Source organism: Acidovorax sp. A79 (assembly GCF_041154505.1).
Taxonomy (GTDB): Bacteria; Pseudomonadota; Gammaproteobacteria; order Burkholderiales; family Burkholderiaceae_C; genus Acidovorax.
Window position 1 is genome coordinate 522,454 of sequence record NZ_AP028672.1, and the last position, 19,613, is coordinate 542,066.

The following is a 19,613-nucleotide window of genomic DNA, read 5'->3' on the forward strand; positions in this document are numbered from 1 at the left end:
GGTGGGGGTGCCGCTCATGCGGGCAGCGCGCGGTCCAGCAGGGCGTCGAAATCCACGCCCGCGCCCAGCGTGCCGAAACTGTAGCCCCAGTCGCCGCCCAGGCGCGCATCGCAGAAGGCGCCGAACACGCTGGCCGGCGCGCTCCTGTACAGCAGCGCGGCCTGCACGGCCAGGGCCACGTCCTGCGCCAGGCGCCGGGCCTCGGCCTCGGTGGTCATCGCGTCCACGCGCAGCGGCAGCGCGCTGGCCATGCGGTCGAGTGCCGGGTGGGCGCCGCGCGCCGGGGCCAGCTCGTCCGCCAGGGCCGCCGCCGTGTCGGCGCGGCGCACGGCGCGCAGCAGATCGAGCGCCATGATGTTGCCCGCGCCTTCCCAGATGGAGTTGAGCGGCATCTCGCGGTAGATGCGGGCCATGGTGCCTTCGCCGCCCTCCTCCACATAGCCGTTGCCGCCCAGGCACTCCATGGCCTCCTGGGCGAACGCGCTGCCGCGCTTGCACACCCAGAACTTGGCCACGGGCGTGAGCAGGCGGGCCATCACGGCCTCGTGCCCACTGCTGTCTTTTTGATCAAAAGCGCTGGCAAGCCTTATGGATAGTGCGGTAGCCGCTTCACTTTCAAGAGCAAGATCGGCCAGCACGTTGCGCATGAGCGGCTGGTCGATGAGCTTCTTGCCAAAGGCCGAGCGCTGGCGCGTGTGGTGCAGCGCGATGCTCAGCGCCTGGCGCATGAGGCCACTGGTGCCCAGGGCGCAGTCCAGGCGCGTCATGGTGCCCATCTCCAGGATCTGGGCCACGCCACGCCCCTCCTCGCCCACGCGCCAGGCCAGCGCATCGATGAACTCGACCTCGGAACTCGCGTTGGCGTGGTTGCCCAGCTTGTCCTTCAGGCGCTGGATGCGGATGGTGTTGACGGACCCCTCCCCTTCACCGGGCAGCACGCGCGGCAGGAAGAAGCAGGTGAGCCCGCCGGGCGCCTGCGCCAGGATCAGGAAGGCATCACACATGGGCGCCGAGAAGAACCATTTGTGCCCGGTGATGCGGTAGCGCGGGCCCCAGGCGTCCTCGCCATCAGGCACCGCCTGCGTGGTGTTGGCGCGCACGTCCGAGCCGCCCTGCTTCTCGGTCATGCCCATGCCCATGGTGAGCGCGGTTTTTTGCGAGAACAGGGCCAGGCGCGGGTCGTACCGCGTGCTGGCCAGGCCCGCGCTCCAGTCGGCCCACACGGCGGGGTTGCCGCGCAGCGCGGGCGTGACGGCGTAGCTCATGGAGACGGGGCACAGCACCGAGGGCTCGGCCTCGGTGAACAGCATGAAGCCCGCCGCGCGCTCGATGTGGGCATGCGGCACCGGCGCGCCCGCGGCATCCTTGCGCGACCAGGGCGTGGCGTGCAGCCCGTGGCGCAGTGCCGCGCCGATGAGCGCGTGGTAGCTGGGGTGGAACTCCACCACATCGGTGCGGTGGCCGAAACGGTCGTGCGTGCGCAGCTGGGGCTGCCAGGTGTTGGCCAGGCGGGCATGGGCCTGCATCTCGGCGGAGCCCATCTCGGCGCCCAGCGCGGTCAGGCCTTCCAGCGGCAGCGCCGGGCTGTGCAGGCGCAGCGCATCCTGCAAGGGACGGTTGGTGGTGAACAGATTGACGTCGGCCCAGGGGGTGCTCTGGTTGAACACCTCATGGGTGCTGGCGGGGCGGGCAGCGGCAGTGGTCATGATGGGCTCCACAACATTTCGATATGGGGGATATCGTCTTCGAGGTATTCGTCCGACACGGCCGCGAAGCCCAGGCTGCCGTAAAAGCGGTGCAGGTGGGCCTGCGCACTGATGCGGATGGACTGGCCGGGCCACGCACCGCTGCAACGGGCGATGCCTTCCAGCATCAGCGCCCGACCCGTGCCGTTGCCGCGCGCCTCCCGGGCCGTGACCACGCGGCCGATGGACGGCTCGGGGTAGTTCACGCCCGGGTCCACCACGCGCAGGCAGGCCTGCAGCGCACCGGCCTCGTCATAGCCCAGCAGGTGCCACGATTGCTTGTCCGCGCCGTCCGGGTCCTGGTAAGGGCCCTGCTCCAGGATGAAGACCCTGCAGCGCAGGGCCAGGGCGTCATGCAGCGCGTGCACGCCCAGGTCATCGAAGCGGGCCCAGACCCAACGGAGCGTCATCAGATCAGCTTCACCAGTTGCTTGCCGAAGTTCTTGCCCTTGAGCAGGCCCAGGAAGGCCTCGGGCGCGGCGGCAATGCCCTGCGCCACCGTCTCGCGCGGGCGCAGCTTGCCGGTGCCCACCAGGGTGCCCAGCTCCTTGAGCGCCTCGGGCCACACTTCCATGTGTTCGCTCACGATGAAGCCCTCGATCTTCATGCGGTTGATCAGCATCAGCGCGGGGTTGGCCATGGGCAGGGGCTGGCCGTCATAGCCGGCGATCATGCCGCACAGCGCCACGCGGCTGAAGGCGTTCATGCGCAGCATCACGGCGTCCATGATCCAGCCGCCCACGTTCTCGAAGTAGCCATCGATGCCGTTCGGGCAGGCTTCCTTCAAGGCCTTGGACAGGGCCTTCACATCGCTGTGTTCCTTGTAGTCGATGCAGGCGTCGAAGCCCAGTTCCTCGACCGCATAGCGGCACTTGTCGGCACCGCCGGCAATGCCCACCGCGCGGCAGCCGCGCGCCTTGGCCAGCGCGGCGAAGGCGCTGCCCACGGCGCCGGTGGCGGCGCTCACCACCACGGTGTCGCCTTCCTTGGGGGCGATGATCTTTACCAGGCCGTACCACGCCGTCACGCCGGGCATGCCCACGGCGCCCAGGTAGTGCGACAGCGGCACATGGGTGGTGTCCACCTTGCGCAGCGCGCCCACGGCATTGCCGTCCACCACGCTGTACTCCTGCCAGCCGCCCATGCCCACCACCTTGTCGCCCACGGCGTACTTGGGGTGGTGGCTCTCGGCCACCTCGCCCACGGTGCCGCCGATCATGACCTCGCCCAGGCCCTGGGACGCCGCATAGCTCTTGCTCTCGTTCATGCGGCCGCGCATGTAGGGGTCCAGACTCAGGTAGTGGTGGCGCACCAGCACCTGGCCGTCCTGCAGCGCAGGCGTGTCCACCGCCACCAGCTTGAAGTTGCTGGCCACGGCCTCGCCCTGGGGGCGGTTGTCGAGAACGATCTGTTGGTTGCGTGGCATGGGAAACTCCTTGAAAATTTGCTACTATTTTGATAGCTGCCAGCGCTTATCCATCAAGCGCTAGTGGCCATTTTTACCCAAATTCCGAGCGGACTCAGTCGGTGGAAATCACCTTGAGGCCATTCGCGGTGCGGCTGTCCACCGGCAGGCGCTTCACGTACTTGAAGGTGCCGGTGGCGTGGCTGCACACCTTGCCTTGCGCGTCGTACACCGTGCCTTCGGTGAACGCCATGGTGGCGGTGCGGTGGATGAGCCGCCCCTTGGCCACCAGCGGGCCGCGGGCGGGCTGCATGAAGCTGGTCTTCATCTCGATGGTGACCACCCCCATGTCGGGCGTCTCGCTGCGCGCGGCCGTGGCCATGGTCACGTCCAGCAGCGTCATCGACGCGCCGCCGTGGGTCACGTCGAAGGAGTTCAGGTGCTCGGACCTGGCTTCGTAGCGCAGTTCGGATTCACCCTTTTCCATGCGGTGCAGGGTGAAGCCAAGGTGGCTGACAAAGGGGATTTCGACACCAAAACTTTTCACGGCATTTCCTCAGTACACAAACTCAAAAACTGGCGCGGCCCCAGCCAGCGACCGCCGCGCAAGGGCCGCCCCACCGCGCTGGCGGTGTTCCCCTTCCCGGCGAAGCCGAGAGAAGGGGGAAGGCGCGAAGCGCCTCGGGGGGTTGTACTCCAACTAGCCGCCCGTGACGATGCTCACGCCGCCATCGACCGCAAGCCACTGGCCCGTGATGTGCTTGCCGGCATCGGACGCATACAGCGCACACAGGCCCTTCAAATCCTCATCGTCGCCCAGGCGGCCCAGGGGAGCATGCGCCGCCAGTGCTTCCTCGCCCATGGCCTTCAGGGTACCCACCGTCATCTTGCTCGGGAAGAAGCCTGGGCAGATGGCATTGACGCGGATGTTGTAGGCGCCCCATTCTGCCGCCAGCGCACGGGTGAAGTTGATCACCGCGCCCTTGGAGGTGTTATAGGCAATGGTATTCATGCCCTTGGGGTTGCCGCCCAGGCCGGCGATGGATGCCACATTGATGATGCTGCCGCCGCGGCGGCCGATCATGCTGTGCTTGGCGATGTGCTGGGAGAGGATGAAATAGCCGCGCACGTTGAGGTTCATCACCTTGTCCCAGGCCTCCACGGGATGGTCCTCGGCCGGTGCGCCCCAGGCGGCGCCCGCGTTGTTCACGAGGATGTCCACGTGGCCCAGGCGCTCCAGCGTCTCGTCGGCCAGGCGGCGGATGTCCGCCTCGTTGGCGCAGTCGGCGGCGATCCAGCGGGCGTCGATGCCGGCGGCCTGCAGGTCGGCGGCGGCTTCTTCCAGGTCGGACGCCTTGCGCGAACTCAGCACGATCTTGGCGCCGGCCTCGCCCAGCGCGTGGGCCAGCTGCAGGCCCAGGCCGCGCGAGCCGCCGGTGACGAGCGCGGTCTTGCCAGTCAGGTCAAACAATTGTTGGATGGTGCGGGTCATGGGTTGTCTCCTTGGGTTGCTCTGGATGGGTCGTCTGCCCGGAACGGGGGCGCCACGCGCCGCGCTGTTCCGGCAGGGGAAATCAGTCAATGATTGTGCGGCGCAACGCGGGGCCATTGTGTCGCCACCGCGTCGGCCGGCGGGGTCAGCCCGCCTTCAGGCGCGCGCGCACCGCGATCAGCGCCACGCCCACCACGGCCACCAGGGCGCCGCCCACCACCAGGCTCCAGCCCAGCGCACCATCGGTGCGCCCCGTGGCGATGCCCAGCACCAGCGTGAGCAGGCCGCCGTAGATGAGTGTCCAGATGAGCTTGTGCAGGCGTTGCAGCGTTCGGGGTGCCACCATCAGAACGCCTCTTCGGGAAAGGCGGCGCAGGTCGCATCGCGCGCGCTCACTACCTGCAGCCAGGCACCGATCTTGGGCAGCTCGTAGTGGAAGAAAAAGCGCATCGCGCCCATGCGGCCCACGCTGGCCGGCCGGGCCAGCTGTGCATCGGCGGCCAGCGTGACCAGCGCCACGTCCAGCCACACCCAGGCCAGCACCATGTGGCCAAAGGCCTGCATGTAGGGCACGGCATTGGCCAGCGCGTCGGCGGGCTGACCCGTGGCCCATGCGGCCTTGGTGGCGGCGCCCACCTGCTGCAGCGCCGCGCCCAGCGCGTTGGCATGCGCGGCCAGCGCGGGCACCTGGATCGCGCGTTCGATGGTGACATTGATGCGCCCGGCCAGCAGTTGCAGGCCACGTCCGCCCTCCATCAGCACCTTGCGGCCCAGCAGGTCCATGGCCTGGATGCCGTGCGTGCCCTCGTGGATCATGTTCAGGCGGTTGTCGCGCCAGTACTGCTCCACCGGGAAATCGCGCGTATAGCCGTAGCCGCCGTGGATCTGGATGGCCAGGCTGTTGGCCTCCAGGCACCACTCGCTGGGCCAGCTCTTGGCGATGGGAGTCAGCACCTCCAGCAGCAGACGCGCCTCGTCGGCGGCGGCCGAATCGCCCGTGGCCTGCTCGTCCACCAGGCGCGCGCAGAACAGGTTGAGCGCCAGTGCGCCCTCGCCGTACGATTTTTGCGCCAGCAGCATGCGCTTGACGTCGGCGTGCTCGATGATGCGCACCTGCGGCTGGGCCACGTCCTTCACCACGGCAGCGGCGCCATCCTTGGGTCCCTGCACCGGACGGCCCTGGGGGCGGTTCTTCGCGTAGTCGAGGCTCGCGTAGTAGCCCGCCAGGCCCAGCATGGTCGCGGCCATGCCGATGCCGATGCGCGCCTCGTTCATCATGTGGAACATGCAGTGCAGGCCCTTGCCGGGCTGGCCTACCAGGTAGCCCACGGCGCCGGCCTCGCCATCGACCGGGTACTTGCCCTCGCCGAAGTTGAGCAGCGTGTTGGTCGTGCCGCGCCAGCCGAGCTTGTGGTTCAGGCCTGCCAGCGCCACGTCGTTGCGCACGCCGGTGAGCTTGCCCTCGGTGTCCACCAGTTTCTTGGGCACGATGAAGAGCGAAATGCCCTTGGTGCCGGGCACGAGCTTGCCGTCGGGCCCGGGGATCTTGGCCAGCACCAGATGGATGATGTTCTCGGTGAGCTCGTGCTCGCCGGCCGAGATCCACATCTTGTTGCCCTTCAAGCGGTAGCGCGGGCCCAGCGGGTCGCTCTCGAAGCCCTCGCCATCGGGCACGGCGCGCGTGGCCACGTCGCTGAGCGACGAACCCGCCTGCGGCTCCGACAGGCACATGGTGCCCGAGAAGCGGCCCGAGAATTCGTTGAGCGCGAACACGGTTTTCTGCGCCTCGGTGCCATGCACCATCAACAGGTTGGCATTGCCCACCGTGAGCAGGCCCGAGCCCATGCTGATCGACGCCACGGCGAAGAAGCTGTTGGCCGCGGCCTCCACCGTGTAGGGCAGCTGCATGCCGCCAATGTCGTAGTCCTGCGCGGCACTGAGCATGCCCGAGGCCGCGTAGGCCTTCTGCGCATCGTGCGTGCACTGGGGCAGCGTGACCTTCTCGCCGTCGAAATGAGGCTCCTCGATGTCCACCGTGCGGTTGAAGGGCGCGTACTTCTCGCGCGCGATGCGCTCGCAGGTGTCGAGCACCGCGTCGAAGGTGTCGCGCGAATGGTCGGAAAAACGCGTGCGGGCCGTCAGGGCCTTGGCATCAAGCCAGTCGTACAGCAGGAAGTCGAGGGTGGAACGCAGGGTCATAAGGTCTCCTTGTCACTGCGTGCAATGCCCGGTCCGGCCCCTGCGTTCAGGGGCTCAGCGTGCGGGCAGCACAATATTCTTGAAACACCAGTAGTCCATGTCCGAATCGGGCCTGGGCTGGCAACTGGCCTCGCCCAGCTGCAGGCGCGATGCACCCGCGGGGAGCGGCGGGAAGGTGATCTTGAGGATCTTGGTGCGGCCGGGCTTCACCACATCCATCTTCACATTGCAGAACGTCAGGCCGCTGATCGCCTGCTGCTGCAGCACGGCGCCGCTGCCCAGGTCCTTGAGCGTGAACGCATCGGCCGAGCCGGTGGGCTGCGCGCAGGCCTCAAACGCCTCGTCGGTGGTGTTTTTCACCAGCAGCGTCACACGCGTCTGCCGCGCGTCGAGCACGATGTCCTGCAGCACCACGTCAGGATCGGACTCCAGCGGCAGCTGGAGCTTGAAGCTCTGGGCGTGGGCGCCACATGCCACGGCCAGGGCCGACAGGGCGACAAGAAGGGGGGCGGAAGGAAGCAGGCAACGCATGGAAGGTACCGGGTTGGGGTGGAGGACGGAGGCCAGGGCCACCAGCACACCGGTGGCCGCGGGGATTCTGCCCGTGCGGCCGGCACCGGACCTCCACGTCACGCCCCGACAAAGAAACAATTTGTAGTCCGCCCCTTCATCCCGTCAGTCTTCGCCCGCCGCGGCCCCTTCGCCCGGCACGCCCTGCCCCGCCGCAGCGGGCAATGCCGCAATCGTGCCCTGCGCCACGGCGCAGAGCTTTTCCTGCCCGCCCCGGATCGCAAACACCTCGCAGCGGCATACAGCCTGGCTCTTGCCATGGTGCACCGCCTCGGCACGGGCCAGCAGGCGTTCGCCCACCGCGGGCCGCAGGTAGTTGATCTTGAACTCGGACGTGACCACCGGCACCTGCATGGCCGTTCCGCCGGCATAGGTGAGCGCGTTGTCCGCGAGATAGCTCACCACCCCGCCGTGCGCAAAACCATGCTGCTGGAGCAGCTGCGGCGTGAGCGCCAGGGACAGCTCGCACCGGCCCGGCGCCAGCGCCGCCAGCTCCGCCCCCAGCAGCACGCTGAAGGGCTGGTTGGCCAGCACCTGCCGGCCCAGCGCCAGGAAGGCCTCGGGCGAGGCCATCCCGGACCGCATGTCGGTGGGGCGGTCCGAGGCCATGCCTCAGAACACCTCGAACACGCCTGCGGCACCCATGCCGCCGCCAATGCACATCGTCACGCACACGCGCTTGGCGGCGCGGCGCTTGCCTTCGATGAGCGCATGGCCCGTGAGGCGCTGGCCCGACACGCCGTAGGGATGGCCCACGGCAATGGCCCCCCCGTTCACGTTCAGGCGGTCCGCCGGAATGCCCAGCTTGTCGCGGCAATAGATCACCTGCACCGCGAAGGCTTCGTTGAGCTCCCACAGGTCGATGTCGTTGACCGTGAGACCCAGCTTCTTGAGCACCTTGGGCACGGCGAAGACCGGGCCGATGCCCATCTCGTCGGGTTCGCAGCCCGCCACCGCGAAGCCCAGGAAGCGGCCCAGGGGTTTCAGGCCCTTCTTGCTGGCGTACTCCTCGCTGGTCACCACGCAGGCGCCCGCGCCGTCGGAAAACTGGCTGGCATTGCCGGCCGAGATCAGGCCGCCGGGCAGCGCCGAGCGCAGGCCCTGGATCGCCTCGACCGTGGTGCCTTCACGCGTGCCTTCGTCCTTGCTCACCGTGACCTGCCTGGTGATCAGGCCCAGTGTCTTGTCGGCCACGCCGGCAGTGACGGTGATGGGGGCGATCTCGGCGTCGAAGAGGCCGGCGGCCTGCGCCGCGCAGGCCTTTTGCTGGCTGGCGGCACCGTATTCGTCCATGGCTTCACGGCCGATGTTGTAGCGCTTGGCCACCTGCTCGGCGGTCTGCAGCATGCTCCAGTAGATCTCGGGCTTCTGCTTGGCCAGGGCCAGGTCCTGGATCATGTGCAGGTTCATCTCCTGCTGCACGCAGGAGATGCTCTCCACGCCGCCGGCCACGAACACGTCGGCTTCGCCCGCGATGATGCGCTGGGCGGCCAGGGCGATGGTCTGCAGCCCGGAGGAGCAGAAACGGTTCACCGTCACGCCCGAGCTCGTGATGGGCAGGCCGGCCTTGAGCGCGATCTGGCGGGCGATGTTGCTGCCGGTGGCGCCTTCGGGCGTGGCGCAGCCCATGATGACGTCATCGACATCGGCGCCGTCGATGCCGGCGCGCGCCACGGCGTGCTGCACGGCATGGCCGCCCAGCGTGGCGCCGTGGGTCATGTTGAAGGAACCCTTCCAGCTCTTGGCGAGCGGGGTGCGGGCGGTGGAAACAATCACTGCGGAGGTCATGGGGAAATCCTTTCAGGGGGTGGAACGCACCCGTGGCGGCCTGCGGCCTGCGCACGCGGTGCGGCTTCGCATCGATGTCAGTTGAACGCCTTGCCTTCTGCGGCGAGTTTGGCCAGCAGCGGGGCGGGCTTCCAGAACGCCGCATCGTCGTTGGGGTTCTTGGCAAAGCGGTCCATGGCCTGCACCACGTTGAACAGGCCCACTTCGCTGGCGTAGTGCATGGGGCCGCCGCGGTGAATGGGGAAGCCGTAGCCCGTGAGGTACACCATGTCGATGTCGCCCGACTTGCTGGCGATGCCGTCTTCCAGGATGTGCGCGCCTTCGTTGACCAGGGCGAACACCAGGCGCTGCACGATCTCTTCGTCCGAAATCTTGCGCGGCGTGATGCCCAGTTCCTTGCGGTGGTCTTCGATCATCTTGTTGACCAGGTCGCTCGGGATCGCATCGCGCTTGCCGGCCTGGTAGTCGTACCAGCCCGCGCCTGTCTTCTGGCCAAAGCGGCCCAGCTCGCAGAGTTTGTCAGCCGTGCGGCTGTACTTCATGTCGGCGCGTTCGACGGCGCGGCGCTTGCGGATGGCCCAGCCGATGTCGTTGCCGGCCAGGTCGCCCATGCGGAACGGACCCATGGCAAAGCCGAACTTCTCGACCGCCTTGTCCACCTGCTGCGGAGTGCAGCCTTCGTCCAGCAGGAAGCCGGCCTGGCGGCTGTACTGCTCGATCATGCGGTTGCCGATGAAGCCGTCGCACACGCCCGAGACCACCGAGGTCTTCTTGATCTTCTTGCCGATGGCCATCACGGTGGCCAGCACGTCCTTGGCGGTTTGCTTGCCGCGCACCACTTCCAGCAGCTTCATCACGTTGGCGGGGCTGAAGAAGTGCATGCCCACCACGTCCTGCGGGCGCTGGGTGAAGGCGGCGATCTTGTCCACGTCGAGTGTGGAGGTGTTGGAGGCCAGGATGGCACCGGGCTTGGCCACGGCGTCGAGCTGCTTGAACACGGCTTCCTTCACGCCCATCTCCTCGAACACGGCCTCGATGATGAGGTCGCAGTCCTTCAAGTCGTCGTAGCTCAGCGTGGTGCTCAGCAGGGCCATGCGCTGCTCGTACTTGTCCTGCTTGAGCTTGCCCTTCTTGACCTGGGCTTCGTAGTTCTTCTTGATCGTGGCCACGCCACGGTCCAGGGCTTCCTGCTTCATCTCCAGGATCTTGACGGGGATGCCCGCATTCAGGAAATTCATGGAGATGCCGCCACCCATGGTGCCCGCGCCAATCACGCCCACCAGCTTGATGTCGCGCTTGGGGGTGTCGGACGGCACGTCGGGAATCTTGCTGGCCGCACGCTCGGCCATGAACAGGTGGCGCAGCGCGCGCGACTCGGCCGTCCACATCAGGTTGATGAAGATCTCGCGCTCGACCAGCATGCCTTCGGCAAACTTCTTCTTCGTGGCGGCTTCGACCGCGTCCACGCACTTGGCGGGCGCCGGGAAGTTCTTGGCCATGCCCTTGACCATGTTGCGCGCGAACTGGAAGTACGCGTCGCCTTCGGGATGCTTGCAGGGGAAATTGCGCACCAGGGGCAGCGGACGGGCGTCAGCCACGCTCTGGGCGAAGGCCAGGGCTTCCTGCGCCAGGGACTCGGCGGACGCGGCCATCTTGCCGAACAGCTTCTGGCCTGGCACGCCACCAATCATTTCGCTCTTGACGGGCTCGCCGCTCACGATCATGTTGAGCGCCGCCTCCACGCCGATCACGCGCGGCAGGCGCTGCGTGCCACCCGCGCCGGGGATCAGGCCCAGCTTGACTTCCGGCAGCGCGATGGCGCAGCCAGGCGCGGCAATGCGGTAGTGGCAACCCAGAGCCAGCTCCAGGCCACCGCCCATGGCGACCGTGTGCATGGCGGCGACGACGGGCTTGGCCGAGTTCTCGATGGCGGCGATCACCGACAGCAGGTTGGGCTCCTGCAGGGACTTGTCGGTGCCGAACTCCTTGATGTCGGCCCCTCCGGAGAAGGCCCCGCCAGCGCCGGTGATGACGATGGAAGTGACCGCTGCATCGGCATTGGCACGGCCGAGGCCGTCCACGATGCCCTGGCGGGTCGCCAGACCGAGTCCGTTGACGGGGGGATTGGCCATGGTGATCACGGCAACGGAGCCGTGGACTTTGTATTCAGCGGTCATGGTGCTGTTGTTCCTTGGAGAGTGAAAAAGAACGATCGTGCGTTTTTATTGTAGAGACTTCGCGCGGCGCTGGCGTGTCAATTTGTCCCGGTGGGGACATGGCTCCTGGCCGCCAACCCGTCTCTTCGGGCAAAAAAAGAGGCGCCAGGTCAGTCCAGGCGCCTCTCTCGGCCAATCACAGGCTGTAGCAGGGCTCATGGCCTTTGAATCGGACGCGGCCAAGGCCAGCGCTCCCGCGCAAGGGCCGCCCCGCCGCGCTGGGAGCGCCCCCCCCCGTGGGGGGATGGCGCGAAACGACTCAGGGGGGCCTTCATACCTCCAGCCATTCCTTGCGGATGTAGTTGTCGGCCCGCAGGCTGTCCGGCGTGCCCTGGAAGACGATGGAGCCATGCCCCATCACCAGCGCGCGGTCCGAGATCTTCATGGCGATGGTCAGCTTCTGCTCGATCAGCAGCACCGAGATGCCGCGCGCCTTGATGGTCTGCAGGTACTGGCCCACCAGTTCGACGATCTTGGGCGCCAGGCCCTCGGTCGGCTCGTCGATGATGATCAGGTCCGGGTCGCCCATGAGCGTGCGGCACAGCGTGAGCATCTGCTGCTCGCCGCCGGACATCACCCCCGCCTCGGTGTGCTGGCGCTCCTTGAGGCGCGGGAACATCTCGTACATGTCGTCGAACGACCAGCGGCTGCCCTTGCCGTTGCCCTTCTGGCCGAGCAGCAGGTTCTGGTGCACGGTGAGGTTGGGGAACACGTCGCGGCTCTCGGGCACGTAGCCCAGGCCCAGGTGGGCGATCTCATAGGCCTTCTTGCCATTGAGGTCCTGGCCCTTGAACTGCAGCGTGCCCTCCCAGTCCACCAGGCCCATGATGGCCTTGGCGGTGGTGGAGCGGCCCGAGCCGTTGCGCCCGAGCAGCGCCACGATCTCGCCGGGCTGCACGTCGAAGCTCACGCCATGCAGCACATGGCTCTTGCCGTAGTAGGCGTGGAGATTGTCTATTTTCAGCATAAGTCAGTGTCCCGCGCCCTGCTCGTCGGCCACGGCCGATCCCAGGTAGGCCTCCTGCACGCGCGCATTCGCGCGCACCTTCTCGGGTGTATCGAAAGCGATCACCTCGCCATACACCACCACGGCGATCTTGTCGGCCAGGCCGAAGACCACGCCCATGTCGTGCTCCACCGTGAGCAGGGTGCGGCCCTCGGTCACCTCCTTGATCAGGTGGATGAAGCGCGTGGTCTCGCTCTTGCTCATGCCGGCCGTGGGTTCGTCCAGCAGGATCACGTTGGCGCCGCCCGCGATGGTGATGCCGATCTCGAGAGCGCGCTGCTCGGCATACGTGAGGTTCATGGCCAGCGTGTCGCGTTTCTTGTCGAGCTTGATCATCTCCATGAGCTGCTTGGCGCGCTCGTTGGCGTCGTGCAGGTTCGACAGGAAACGCAGGAAGGTGTAGCGGTAGCCCATGCTCCACAGCACGCCGCAGCGCAGGTTCTCGAACACCGAGAGCTTGGGAAAGATGTTCGTGATCTGGAAGCTGCGCGACAGCCCCTTGCGGTTGATCTCGTACGGTGCCAGGCCGTTGATGCGCTGGCCGTTGAGGATCACGTCCCCACTGGTGGGTGCGAAGCGCCCGCTGATGAGGTTGAACAGCGTGGACTTGCCCGCGCCGTTGGGGCCGATGATGGCCACGCGTTCGCCCGGAGCGACCGCCAGGTTCGCGCCACGGATGATTTCCGTCTTGCCAAAGCTCTTGCGCAGGTCGCGCAGTTCGAGCGCATAGGTATTGGTTGCGTTGTCAGCCGCCATGTTTACAGCGCCTCCCCACGCTTGATTTCATGTTCGATCTCTTCCTGGATCGTGCTCCACTGGCGCACGAACTGGCGACGGCAGAGTTCAAAGAGTCCAAAGCCCGTGACCATCACGAAAATGGCGCCGAACCAGCTCGTGAAGCCCTTGGCATTGAGTGTCGCGCCCAGGAACGTCAGCTCAGGCCCCAGCGCTGCGTTGAGCTGCAGGTGGTAGGTCATCTCGATCATGCAGGCCGCACCCATCACGCCCACCAGCGCCGTGCCGGCCAGGGCCAGGTAGGAGCTCCAGAGCGGGCGCAGCTTGCCGTACTTGGCCAGCCGCAGGTTCATCATGATCAGGCTGGCGATGCCGCCGGGCGCATACATCACCATGAACAGGAACACGAGGCCCAGGTACAGCAGCCAGGCCTTGGACAGCTCGGACAGCAGCACCGACGCCAGCACCAGCAGCACCGCGCCGATGATGGGCCCGAAGAAGAAGGTGGCACCGCCCAGGAACGTGAACAGCAGGTAGCCGCCGGAGCGGATCACGCTCAGGCTGTCGGCGCCCGTGATGATCTCGAAGTTGATGGTGGCCAGCCCCCCGCCAATGCCCGCGAAGAAGCCCGCGATGATGAACGCGAAGTAGCGCACGCGCTGCGTGTTGTAGCCGATGAACTCCACGCGCTCGGGGTTGTCGCGCACGGCGTTCAGGATGCGGCCCAGCGGCGTGCCGGTGAACGCGAACATGGCGGCGGTGCAGACGAAGCAATAGGCTGCGATCAGGTAGTACACCTGCATGCCCGAGCCGAAGTTCAGGCCGAAGAAGGCCTTGCCATACACGCGGTCGGTGGTGATGCCGCCCTCCCCGCCAAAGAACTCAGGGAACATCAGCGCCATGGAGGCGACCAGTTCGCCAATGCCCAGCGTGATCATGGCGAAGGTGGTGCCCGACTTCTTGGTCGTCACGAAACCGAGCAGGATGGCGAAGAACGCTCCGGCCAGGCCGCCGACCAGCGGGATGAACACCAGGGGAATGTTGACCGAGCCCTTGGTCGCCATGTTCATCGCGTGGATGGCGATGAACGAACCCAGCCCGGTGTACACCGCGTGGCCGAAACTCAGCATCCCCCCCTGCCCCAGCAGGATGTTGTAGGACAGGCAGATGATGATCAGGTAGCCGATCTGCGAGAGCATGGTCAGCGCCAGGCTGCTGCGAAACAGCATGGGCGCGACGATGAGCATGACCGCGAACAGGGTCCAGATCATGAACCGGCCCACGTTCCACGGCTTGAACCGGTAGTAGGAGGTGGCGCTGGAAACAGCGGGGGTGGTTGTCGTAGTGGAATTCATGGCATCAGTCCTCCCGCGTGCCCAGAAGGCCCTTGGGGCGGAAGATCAGGATCAGCACGAGGAACAGATAGGGCAGGATGGGCGCCACCTGGGAAATCGTGAGCTTGAGCAAGGGATAGCCGAAGGTCTGGTCGGTCACCGCCACGCCCACGGCCTGGAAGACATGGATCAGCGAATAGTCGAGCGCCACGGCGAAGGTCTGCACCAGGCCGATGAGCAGCGACGCAAGGAAGGCCCCCGCCAGCGAGCCCATGCCGCCGACCACCACCACCACGAAGATGATGGAGCCCACCGATGCCGCCATCGCGGGCTCGGTCACGTAGGTGTTGCCGCCGATCACGCCGGCCAGGCCGGCCAGCGCGGCGCCGCCGCCGAACACCAGCATGAAGACGCGCGGCACGTTGTGGCCCAGCGCTTCCACCATCTCGGGGTACTTGAGTGCCGCCTGGATCACCAGGCCGATGCGTGTGCGCGTGAGCAGCAGCCACACGGATACCAGCATCAGCAACGCCACCAGCATCACGAAAGAGCGCGACTTGGGAAACTGCGTGCCATACAGGGAGAACAGGGGTCCCTGCAGTTGCTCCGGAAGGCCATAGGGCACGGTGGAGCGTCCCCACACCAGTTGCACCACTTCAAGAATCAGGTACGAAAGGCCGAAGGTGACCAGCAGTTCGGGCACGTGCCCGAATTTGTGCACCCGGCGCAGGCAGTAGCGCTCGAAGGCGGCGCCCAGCGCGAACACGACGAGCGGGGCCAGCACCAGCGCCGGCCAGAAGCCCACCACCCCGGAGATGGTGAACGCGAAATAAGCCCCCAGCATGTAGAAGCTGGTGTGCGCAAAGTTGAGCACCCCCATCATGCTGAAGATCAGCGTGAGGCCCGAGCTCAGCATGAACAGCAGGAGCCCGTAGCTCACGCCGTTCAGCAGGGAAATCACGAAAAACTCAGGATTCATTGGAATTTTTCATTGCAAGGTAAAAAAAAGGCCCGAGTAGGTCGGGCCTCGAAGCGATGGAACCGGATTTACGGGCGCTTCATCTGGCACGACGTGGGCGTGCTGGCCACATAGGGCTCGTAGTACTTCACAGGGACGAAGGTGTAGCCGGTGTTCTCCGAGTCGATCGGGAACTTGGCGCCCGCCTTTTCCCACTTGGAGATAAACAGGCCCTGCTGCAGCTGGTGGTCGGTCTTGCGCATCTCGACCTCGCCGTTGAAGCTCTTGAACTTCATGCCTTCGAACACGGCGGCCACCTTGACCGGGTCGGTGGACTTGGCCTTGGCGAAGCCTTCGGACAGCATGGTGAACGCGTGGTACACGGCACCGGTGTACATGTCGTCGTTGAACTTCTTTTTGTAGTCCACCACGATCTTGTTGAGCTCGCCCGGCAAGTTCATGTGCGCATAGGCCACCATGTACACGCGGCCCGCCGCGGCGGCGCCCATGGCCGTGGGGCTGCCGGTGACGGAACCGTAGTAGGTGTAGAAGTTGACGTTGTTCAGGCCCGCGTCGTTGGCTGCCTTGATCAGCAGCGCCAGGTCGGAACCCCAGTTGCCGGTGATCACGCTGTCGGCACCCGACTGCTTGATCTTGGCGATGTAGGGCGAGAAGTCGCGCACCTGGGCCAGGGGGTGCAGGTCGTCGCCGACGAACTGCACGTCGGGGCGCTTGCGCTGCATCATTTCCTTGGCGAACTTCGCCACCTGGTGGCCGTGCGAGTAGTTCTGGTTGATCAGGTAGACCTTCTTGACTTCAGGCAAGTCCTTCATGTAGGTCGTCAGCGCTTCCATCTTCATGGAGGTGTCTGCATCGAGACGGAAGTGCCAGTAGCTGCACTTGCTGTTCGTCAGGTCGGGGTCCACGGCCGCGTAGTTCAGGAACAGCACTTCCTTGCCGGGATTGCGCGCGTTGTGCTTTTCCAGCGCGTCCATGATGGCAAGGGCCGGACCGGAACCGTTGCCCTGCACCACGTAGCGTGCGCCCTGGTCCATGGCCGAACGCAGGGCGCTCGTGGTCTCCTGGGGGCTGAGCTTGTTGTCGATGCCGATGATCTCGAATTTGACGCCCGCCGGGTTCTTCTTGTTGAACTCTTCAGCGATGAACTGGAAGCTCTTGAGCTGGTTCGTTCCCACTGCCGCCATCAGGCCGGAGAGCGGGTCGAGCCAGGCGATCTTCACCGTCTCGCCCTTTTGAGCGAATGCCCCGCCAGCGCTTGCCAACAGTACCGAGGCTGCTACAGCCTTAATAGCAAATTTCATGGTCTTGTCTCCTTGTAAATCAACACAACGCAGCGTACCGCGTTGCAACAAAGCGATGCTCAGGGATTGCCCCTACCAGCGTCGCACACGTGACTGGAATCGGTGTCACCCCCTGTGGCGCTGCGCGCCTTCACCCGTCTCTCGCTGCGCGGGAGGGGGACGCACCCTGTGGCCCGGCAAAGCCGGTTCCACGGGTGCACTGGCCTGGCCTGGCCTGGTCTGCGCCAGATTCGACGGCCACGACGACGGCGATGCATTGAGGCCACCGCCGTCAAGCTTTCTTCAAAGGCCCGGAAGCTTGTAGTCCTTCAATTGCTCACGCAATTTGGTCTTGAGCATCTTGCCGGTGGCGCCCAGTGGAATGGCCTCGACGAACACCACGTCGTCGGGGATCTGCCACTTGGCGGTCTTGCCTTCGTAGAAGGCCAGCAGCTCCTCGCGCGTGACCTCGGTGCCGGGGCGCTTGACCACGGCCACGATGGGGCGCTCATCCCACTTGGGATGCGGCATGCCCACGCAGGCCGCCATCGCAATCGCGGGGTGCGCCATGGCGATGTTCTCGATGTCGATGGAGCTGATCCATTCGCCGCCGGACTTGATCACGTCCTTGCTGCGGTCGGTGATCTGCATGAAGCCGTCGGCATCGATGGTGGCCACGTCGCCGGTGGGAAACCATCCCCGGCCCTGGGCATCCTGGATGAGCGGATGGCCGCCCTCGCCCTTGAAGTAGCTGTCCACGATCCACGGCCCCTTGACCAGCAGGTCGCCGTAGGTCTTGCCGTCCCAGGGCAGCTCGCTGCCGTCGCTGCCCACGATCTTCATGTCCACGCCGTAGATCGCGCGGCCCTGCTTCTGCAGGATCTTCATCTGGTCGTCCTTGGACATGGCCAGGTGCTTGTTCTTGAGCGTGCACAGCGTGCCCAGCGGGCTCATCTCGGTCATGCCCCAGGCGTGCAGGACTTCCACGCCGAAGTCTTCCTTGAATGCATGGATCATCGCGGGCGGGCAGGCCGAGCCGCCGATGACGGTGCGCCGGAGCGTGGAGAACTTCAGGCCGGCCGGCTTCATGTGGCCCAGCATCATCTGCCACACGGTGGGCACGCCGGCCGCGTAGGTGACCTTCTCGGATTCGATGAGTTCGTAGATCGACTTGCCGTCCATGGCCGGGCCGGGGAACACCAGCTTGCAGCCCGTGAGCGCGGCCGAGTACGGAATGCCCCAGGCGTTGACGTGGAACATGGGCACCACGGGCAGCACCGAGTCGCGGGCCGACAGGCACATCACGTCCGGCAGCGCGGCGGCATAGGCGTGCAGCGTGGTCGAGCGGTGGCTGTAGAGCGCGGCCTTGGGGTTGCCCGTGGTGCCGCTGGTGTAGCACATGCTCGATGCCGAGTTCTCGTCGAACGCGGGCCAGGCGTAGTCCGGCGACTGCGCGCCGATCCAGGCTTCGTAGCTCGTGAGGCCGGGGATGCCGGAATCCGCGGGCAGCTTGTCCGCATCGCAAAGGGCCACCCATTTCTTCACCGTGGGGCACCGGGCATGCACGGCCTGCACCAGGGGCAGGAACGTCACGTCAAAGCACAGCACCTGGTCTTCGGCATGGTTCATGATCCAGGCGATCTGGTCGGGGTGCAGGCGCGGGTTCACGGTGTGCAGCACCCTGCCGGAGCCGCTCACGCCGAAATACATCTCCATGTGGCGGTAGCCATTCCAGGCCAGGGTGGCCACGCGGTCGCTGAACGCGAGCTTGAGCTCGTCCAGCGCATTGGCCAACCGGCGTGCACGCGCGCCCAGATCGCGGTACGTGTAGCGGTGGATGTCGCCCTCGACCCGCCGCGACACGATTTCGGCATCGCCATGGTGGCGCTCTGCGAACTCGATCAACGACGAAATCAGCAACGGTTGGCTCTGCATCAGGCCCAGCATGTGTGCTCCTTGGATGTTGTGGTGAATGGAATGGTCATCGTAGCGCGGCGTGTCTCATTGCGGTGTCGCCCAGGGCAAGCGGACTGGCCGGCCGGCGCACATGCAACAGGGCCGCAGTGTGCGCGCGGCGGCCGCGCCTGCCAACACCTGTCGTCCCATTGACAAAGGCCAAGGGAATACCCTGAACGCCTGGCGTGGGCGGTGACAATCACGCCCATGCTCAGTTCCGCCCCCTCCGCCCCACGGTTCATCGCGGCCCAGCCCTGGTTTGCCAGCGTGCCCGCAGCCCTGCAGGAGCGCCTGCGCGCCGAGGTATTCGCCACGCACGGCGACAAGGGCGCAGTGATGATGCCGGCCGGCAGTGCCGTGCAAGGCTGGCACGCGGTGCTGTCCGGCCTGGTGATGCTCCAAAGCCCCGCCAGCCAGGGGCGCTCCTCGGCCTTCATCGGCGTGCCCGATGGCGAATGGTTCGGCGAAGGATCGGCCATGAAGCCCGAGCCCCGCCGGTACCACGTGGTCGCCCTGCGCCCCACCACGCTGCTGTGCCTGCCGCTGCCGCTGTTCGCAACGCTGCGCGAGAGCAGCCTGGCGTTCAACCAGTTTCTGGTGCTGCACCTGAACATGCGGCTGGGCCAGGCCATGACGATCATCGAGGCCGGACGGACCCAGTCCACCGAGCACCGCGTCGCGCTGTACCTGAGCCGCCTGTTCTGGCGCAGCACGCGGCGGCTGAACCTCACGCAGGACGAGCTGGGCCAGCTGGTGGGCCTGTCGCGCCAGACGGTGAACAAGGTGCTGCGCGCGCTGGAAGGCATGGGCATCGTGTCGCTGGACTTCGGACGTGTGGCCATCGTGGACGACGAGGCGCTGAACGCGTACCTCGCCGCCACCGCGGCGCGCTGACACCCTGCAGATCG

The 19,613-nt window shown here is 66.1% G+C and carries 18 protein-coding genes; 1 reads left to right on the forward strand and 17 read right to left on the reverse strand.

Annotated elements, in window-relative coordinates; genetic code table 11:
- Positions 1-14: 14 nt before the first annotated feature.
- The 17 genes from ACAM51_RS02345 to ACAM51_RS02425 form a co-directional block, all read right to left on the reverse strand.
- Positions 15-1,706: an isovaleryl-CoA dehydrogenase gene (locus ACAM51_RS02345; RefSeq protein ID WP_369642632.1), complete on the reverse strand. Its 1,692-nt coding sequence runs from the start codon at positions 1,704-1,706 to the stop codon at positions 15-17.
- Positions 1,703-2,155 (reverse strand): GNAT family N-acetyltransferase, encoded by a 453-nt coding sequence (locus ACAM51_RS02350; protein ID WP_218294775.1) that lies wholly within the window; start codon positions 2,153-2,155, stop codon positions 1,703-1,705. The genes ACAM51_RS02345 and ACAM51_RS02350 overlap by 4 nt, the downstream gene beginning before the upstream one ends.
- The gene (locus ACAM51_RS02355) at positions 2,155-3,171 is read right to left on the reverse strand and encodes an NADP-dependent oxidoreductase (protein ID WP_369642633.1); all 1,017 of its coding nucleotides are present in this window, start codon (positions 3,169-3,171) and stop codon (positions 2,155-2,157) included. The genes ACAM51_RS02350 and ACAM51_RS02355 overlap by 1 nt, the downstream gene beginning before the upstream one ends.
- A 94-nt stretch (positions 3,172-3,265) precedes the next feature.
- Positions 3,266-3,697 carry a PaaI family thioesterase gene (locus ACAM51_RS02360; RefSeq protein WP_369642634.1) on the reverse strand — a complete coding sequence of 144 codons (432 nt, stop codon included), beginning with the start codon at positions 3,695-3,697 and terminating at the stop codon, positions 3,266-3,268.
- Positions 3,698-3,850: 153 nt separating this feature from the next.
- On the reverse strand, positions 3,851-4,642 hold the full coding sequence (locus ACAM51_RS02365; protein ID WP_218294772.1) for an SDR family oxidoreductase: 792 nt from the start codon (positions 4,640-4,642) through the stop codon (positions 3,851-3,853).
- 145 nt (positions 4,643-4,787) lie between these two features.
- On the reverse strand, positions 4,788-4,988 hold the full coding sequence (locus tag ACAM51_RS02370; protein ID WP_218294771.1) for a hypothetical protein: 201 nt from the start codon (positions 4,986-4,988) through the stop codon (positions 4,788-4,790).
- Entirely contained in the window at positions 4,988-6,841 is a 1,854-nt protein-coding gene (locus ACAM51_RS02375; RefSeq protein WP_369642635.1) for an acyl-CoA dehydrogenase, read from the reverse strand. Before ACAM51_RS02375 ends, ACAM51_RS02370 begins: the two co-directional genes overlap by 1 nt.
- Positions 6,842-6,895: 54 nt before the next feature.
- Entirely contained in the window at positions 6,896-7,372 is a 477-nt protein-coding gene (locus tag ACAM51_RS02380; RefSeq protein WP_218341104.1) for a hypothetical protein, read from the reverse strand.
- Between the two features lie 144 nt (positions 7,373-7,516).
- Complete coding sequence (locus ACAM51_RS02385; protein WP_369642636.1) at positions 7,517-8,020, reverse strand: PaaI family thioesterase; 504 nt, start codon at positions 8,018-8,020, stop codon at positions 7,517-7,519.
- A gap of 3 nt (positions 8,021-8,023) precedes the next feature.
- Positions 8,024-9,199 carry an acetyl-CoA C-acyltransferase gene (locus tag ACAM51_RS02390; RefSeq protein ID WP_218294768.1) on the reverse strand — a complete coding sequence of 392 codons (1,176 nt, stop codon included), beginning with the start codon at positions 9,197-9,199 and terminating at the stop codon, positions 8,024-8,026.
- A 77-nt stretch (positions 9,200-9,276) separates the two neighbouring features.
- Positions 9,277-11,376 (reverse strand): 3-hydroxyacyl-CoA dehydrogenase NAD-binding domain-containing protein, encoded by a 2,100-nt coding sequence (locus ACAM51_RS02395; protein WP_369642637.1) that lies wholly within the window; start codon positions 11,374-11,376, stop codon positions 9,277-9,279.
- A gap of 310 nt (positions 11,377-11,686) precedes the next feature.
- Positions 11,687-12,382 carry an ABC transporter ATP-binding protein gene (locus tag ACAM51_RS02400; protein ID WP_218294766.1) on the reverse strand — a complete coding sequence of 232 codons (696 nt, stop codon included), beginning with the start codon at positions 12,380-12,382 and terminating at the stop codon, positions 11,687-11,689.
- A 3-nt stretch (positions 12,383-12,385) separates the two neighbouring features.
- The gene (locus ACAM51_RS02405) at positions 12,386-13,177 is read right to left on the reverse strand and encodes an ABC transporter ATP-binding protein (protein ID WP_218294765.1); all 792 of its coding nucleotides are present in this window, start codon (positions 13,175-13,177) and stop codon (positions 12,386-12,388) included.
- 2 nt (positions 13,178-13,179) lie between these two features.
- The gene (locus ACAM51_RS02410; protein ID WP_218294764.1) at positions 13,180-14,511 is read right to left on the reverse strand and encodes a branched-chain amino acid ABC transporter permease; all 1,332 of its coding nucleotides are present in this window, start codon (positions 14,509-14,511) and stop codon (positions 13,180-13,182) included.
- Positions 14,512-14,515: 4 nt separating this feature from the next.
- Positions 14,516-15,469 (reverse strand): branched-chain amino acid ABC transporter permease, encoded by a 954-nt coding sequence (locus ACAM51_RS02415; protein ID WP_218294763.1) that lies wholly within the window; start codon positions 15,467-15,469, stop codon positions 14,516-14,518.
- Positions 15,470-15,537: 68 nt separating this feature from the next.
- Complete coding sequence (locus tag ACAM51_RS02420) at positions 15,538-16,770, reverse strand: branched-chain amino acid ABC transporter substrate-binding protein (RefSeq protein ID WP_218294762.1); 1,233 nt, start codon at positions 16,768-16,770, stop codon at positions 15,538-15,540.
- 282 nt (positions 16,771-17,052) lie between these two features.
- Positions 17,053-18,696, reverse strand: coding sequence for a 3-(methylthio)propionyl-CoA ligase (locus ACAM51_RS02425; RefSeq protein ID WP_369642638.1), 1,644 nt, complete (start codon positions 18,694-18,696; stop codon positions 17,053-17,055).
- Between the two features lie 216 nt (positions 18,697-18,912).
- Here ACAM51_RS02425 and ACAM51_RS02430 point away from each other — a divergent pair, with 216 nt between their 5' ends.
- Complete coding sequence (locus tag ACAM51_RS02430; RefSeq protein WP_218341101.1) at positions 18,913-19,599, forward strand: Crp/Fnr family transcriptional regulator; 687 nt, start codon at positions 18,913-18,915, stop codon at positions 19,597-19,599.
- The last annotated feature ends 14 nt before the right edge of the window (positions 19,600-19,613 follow it).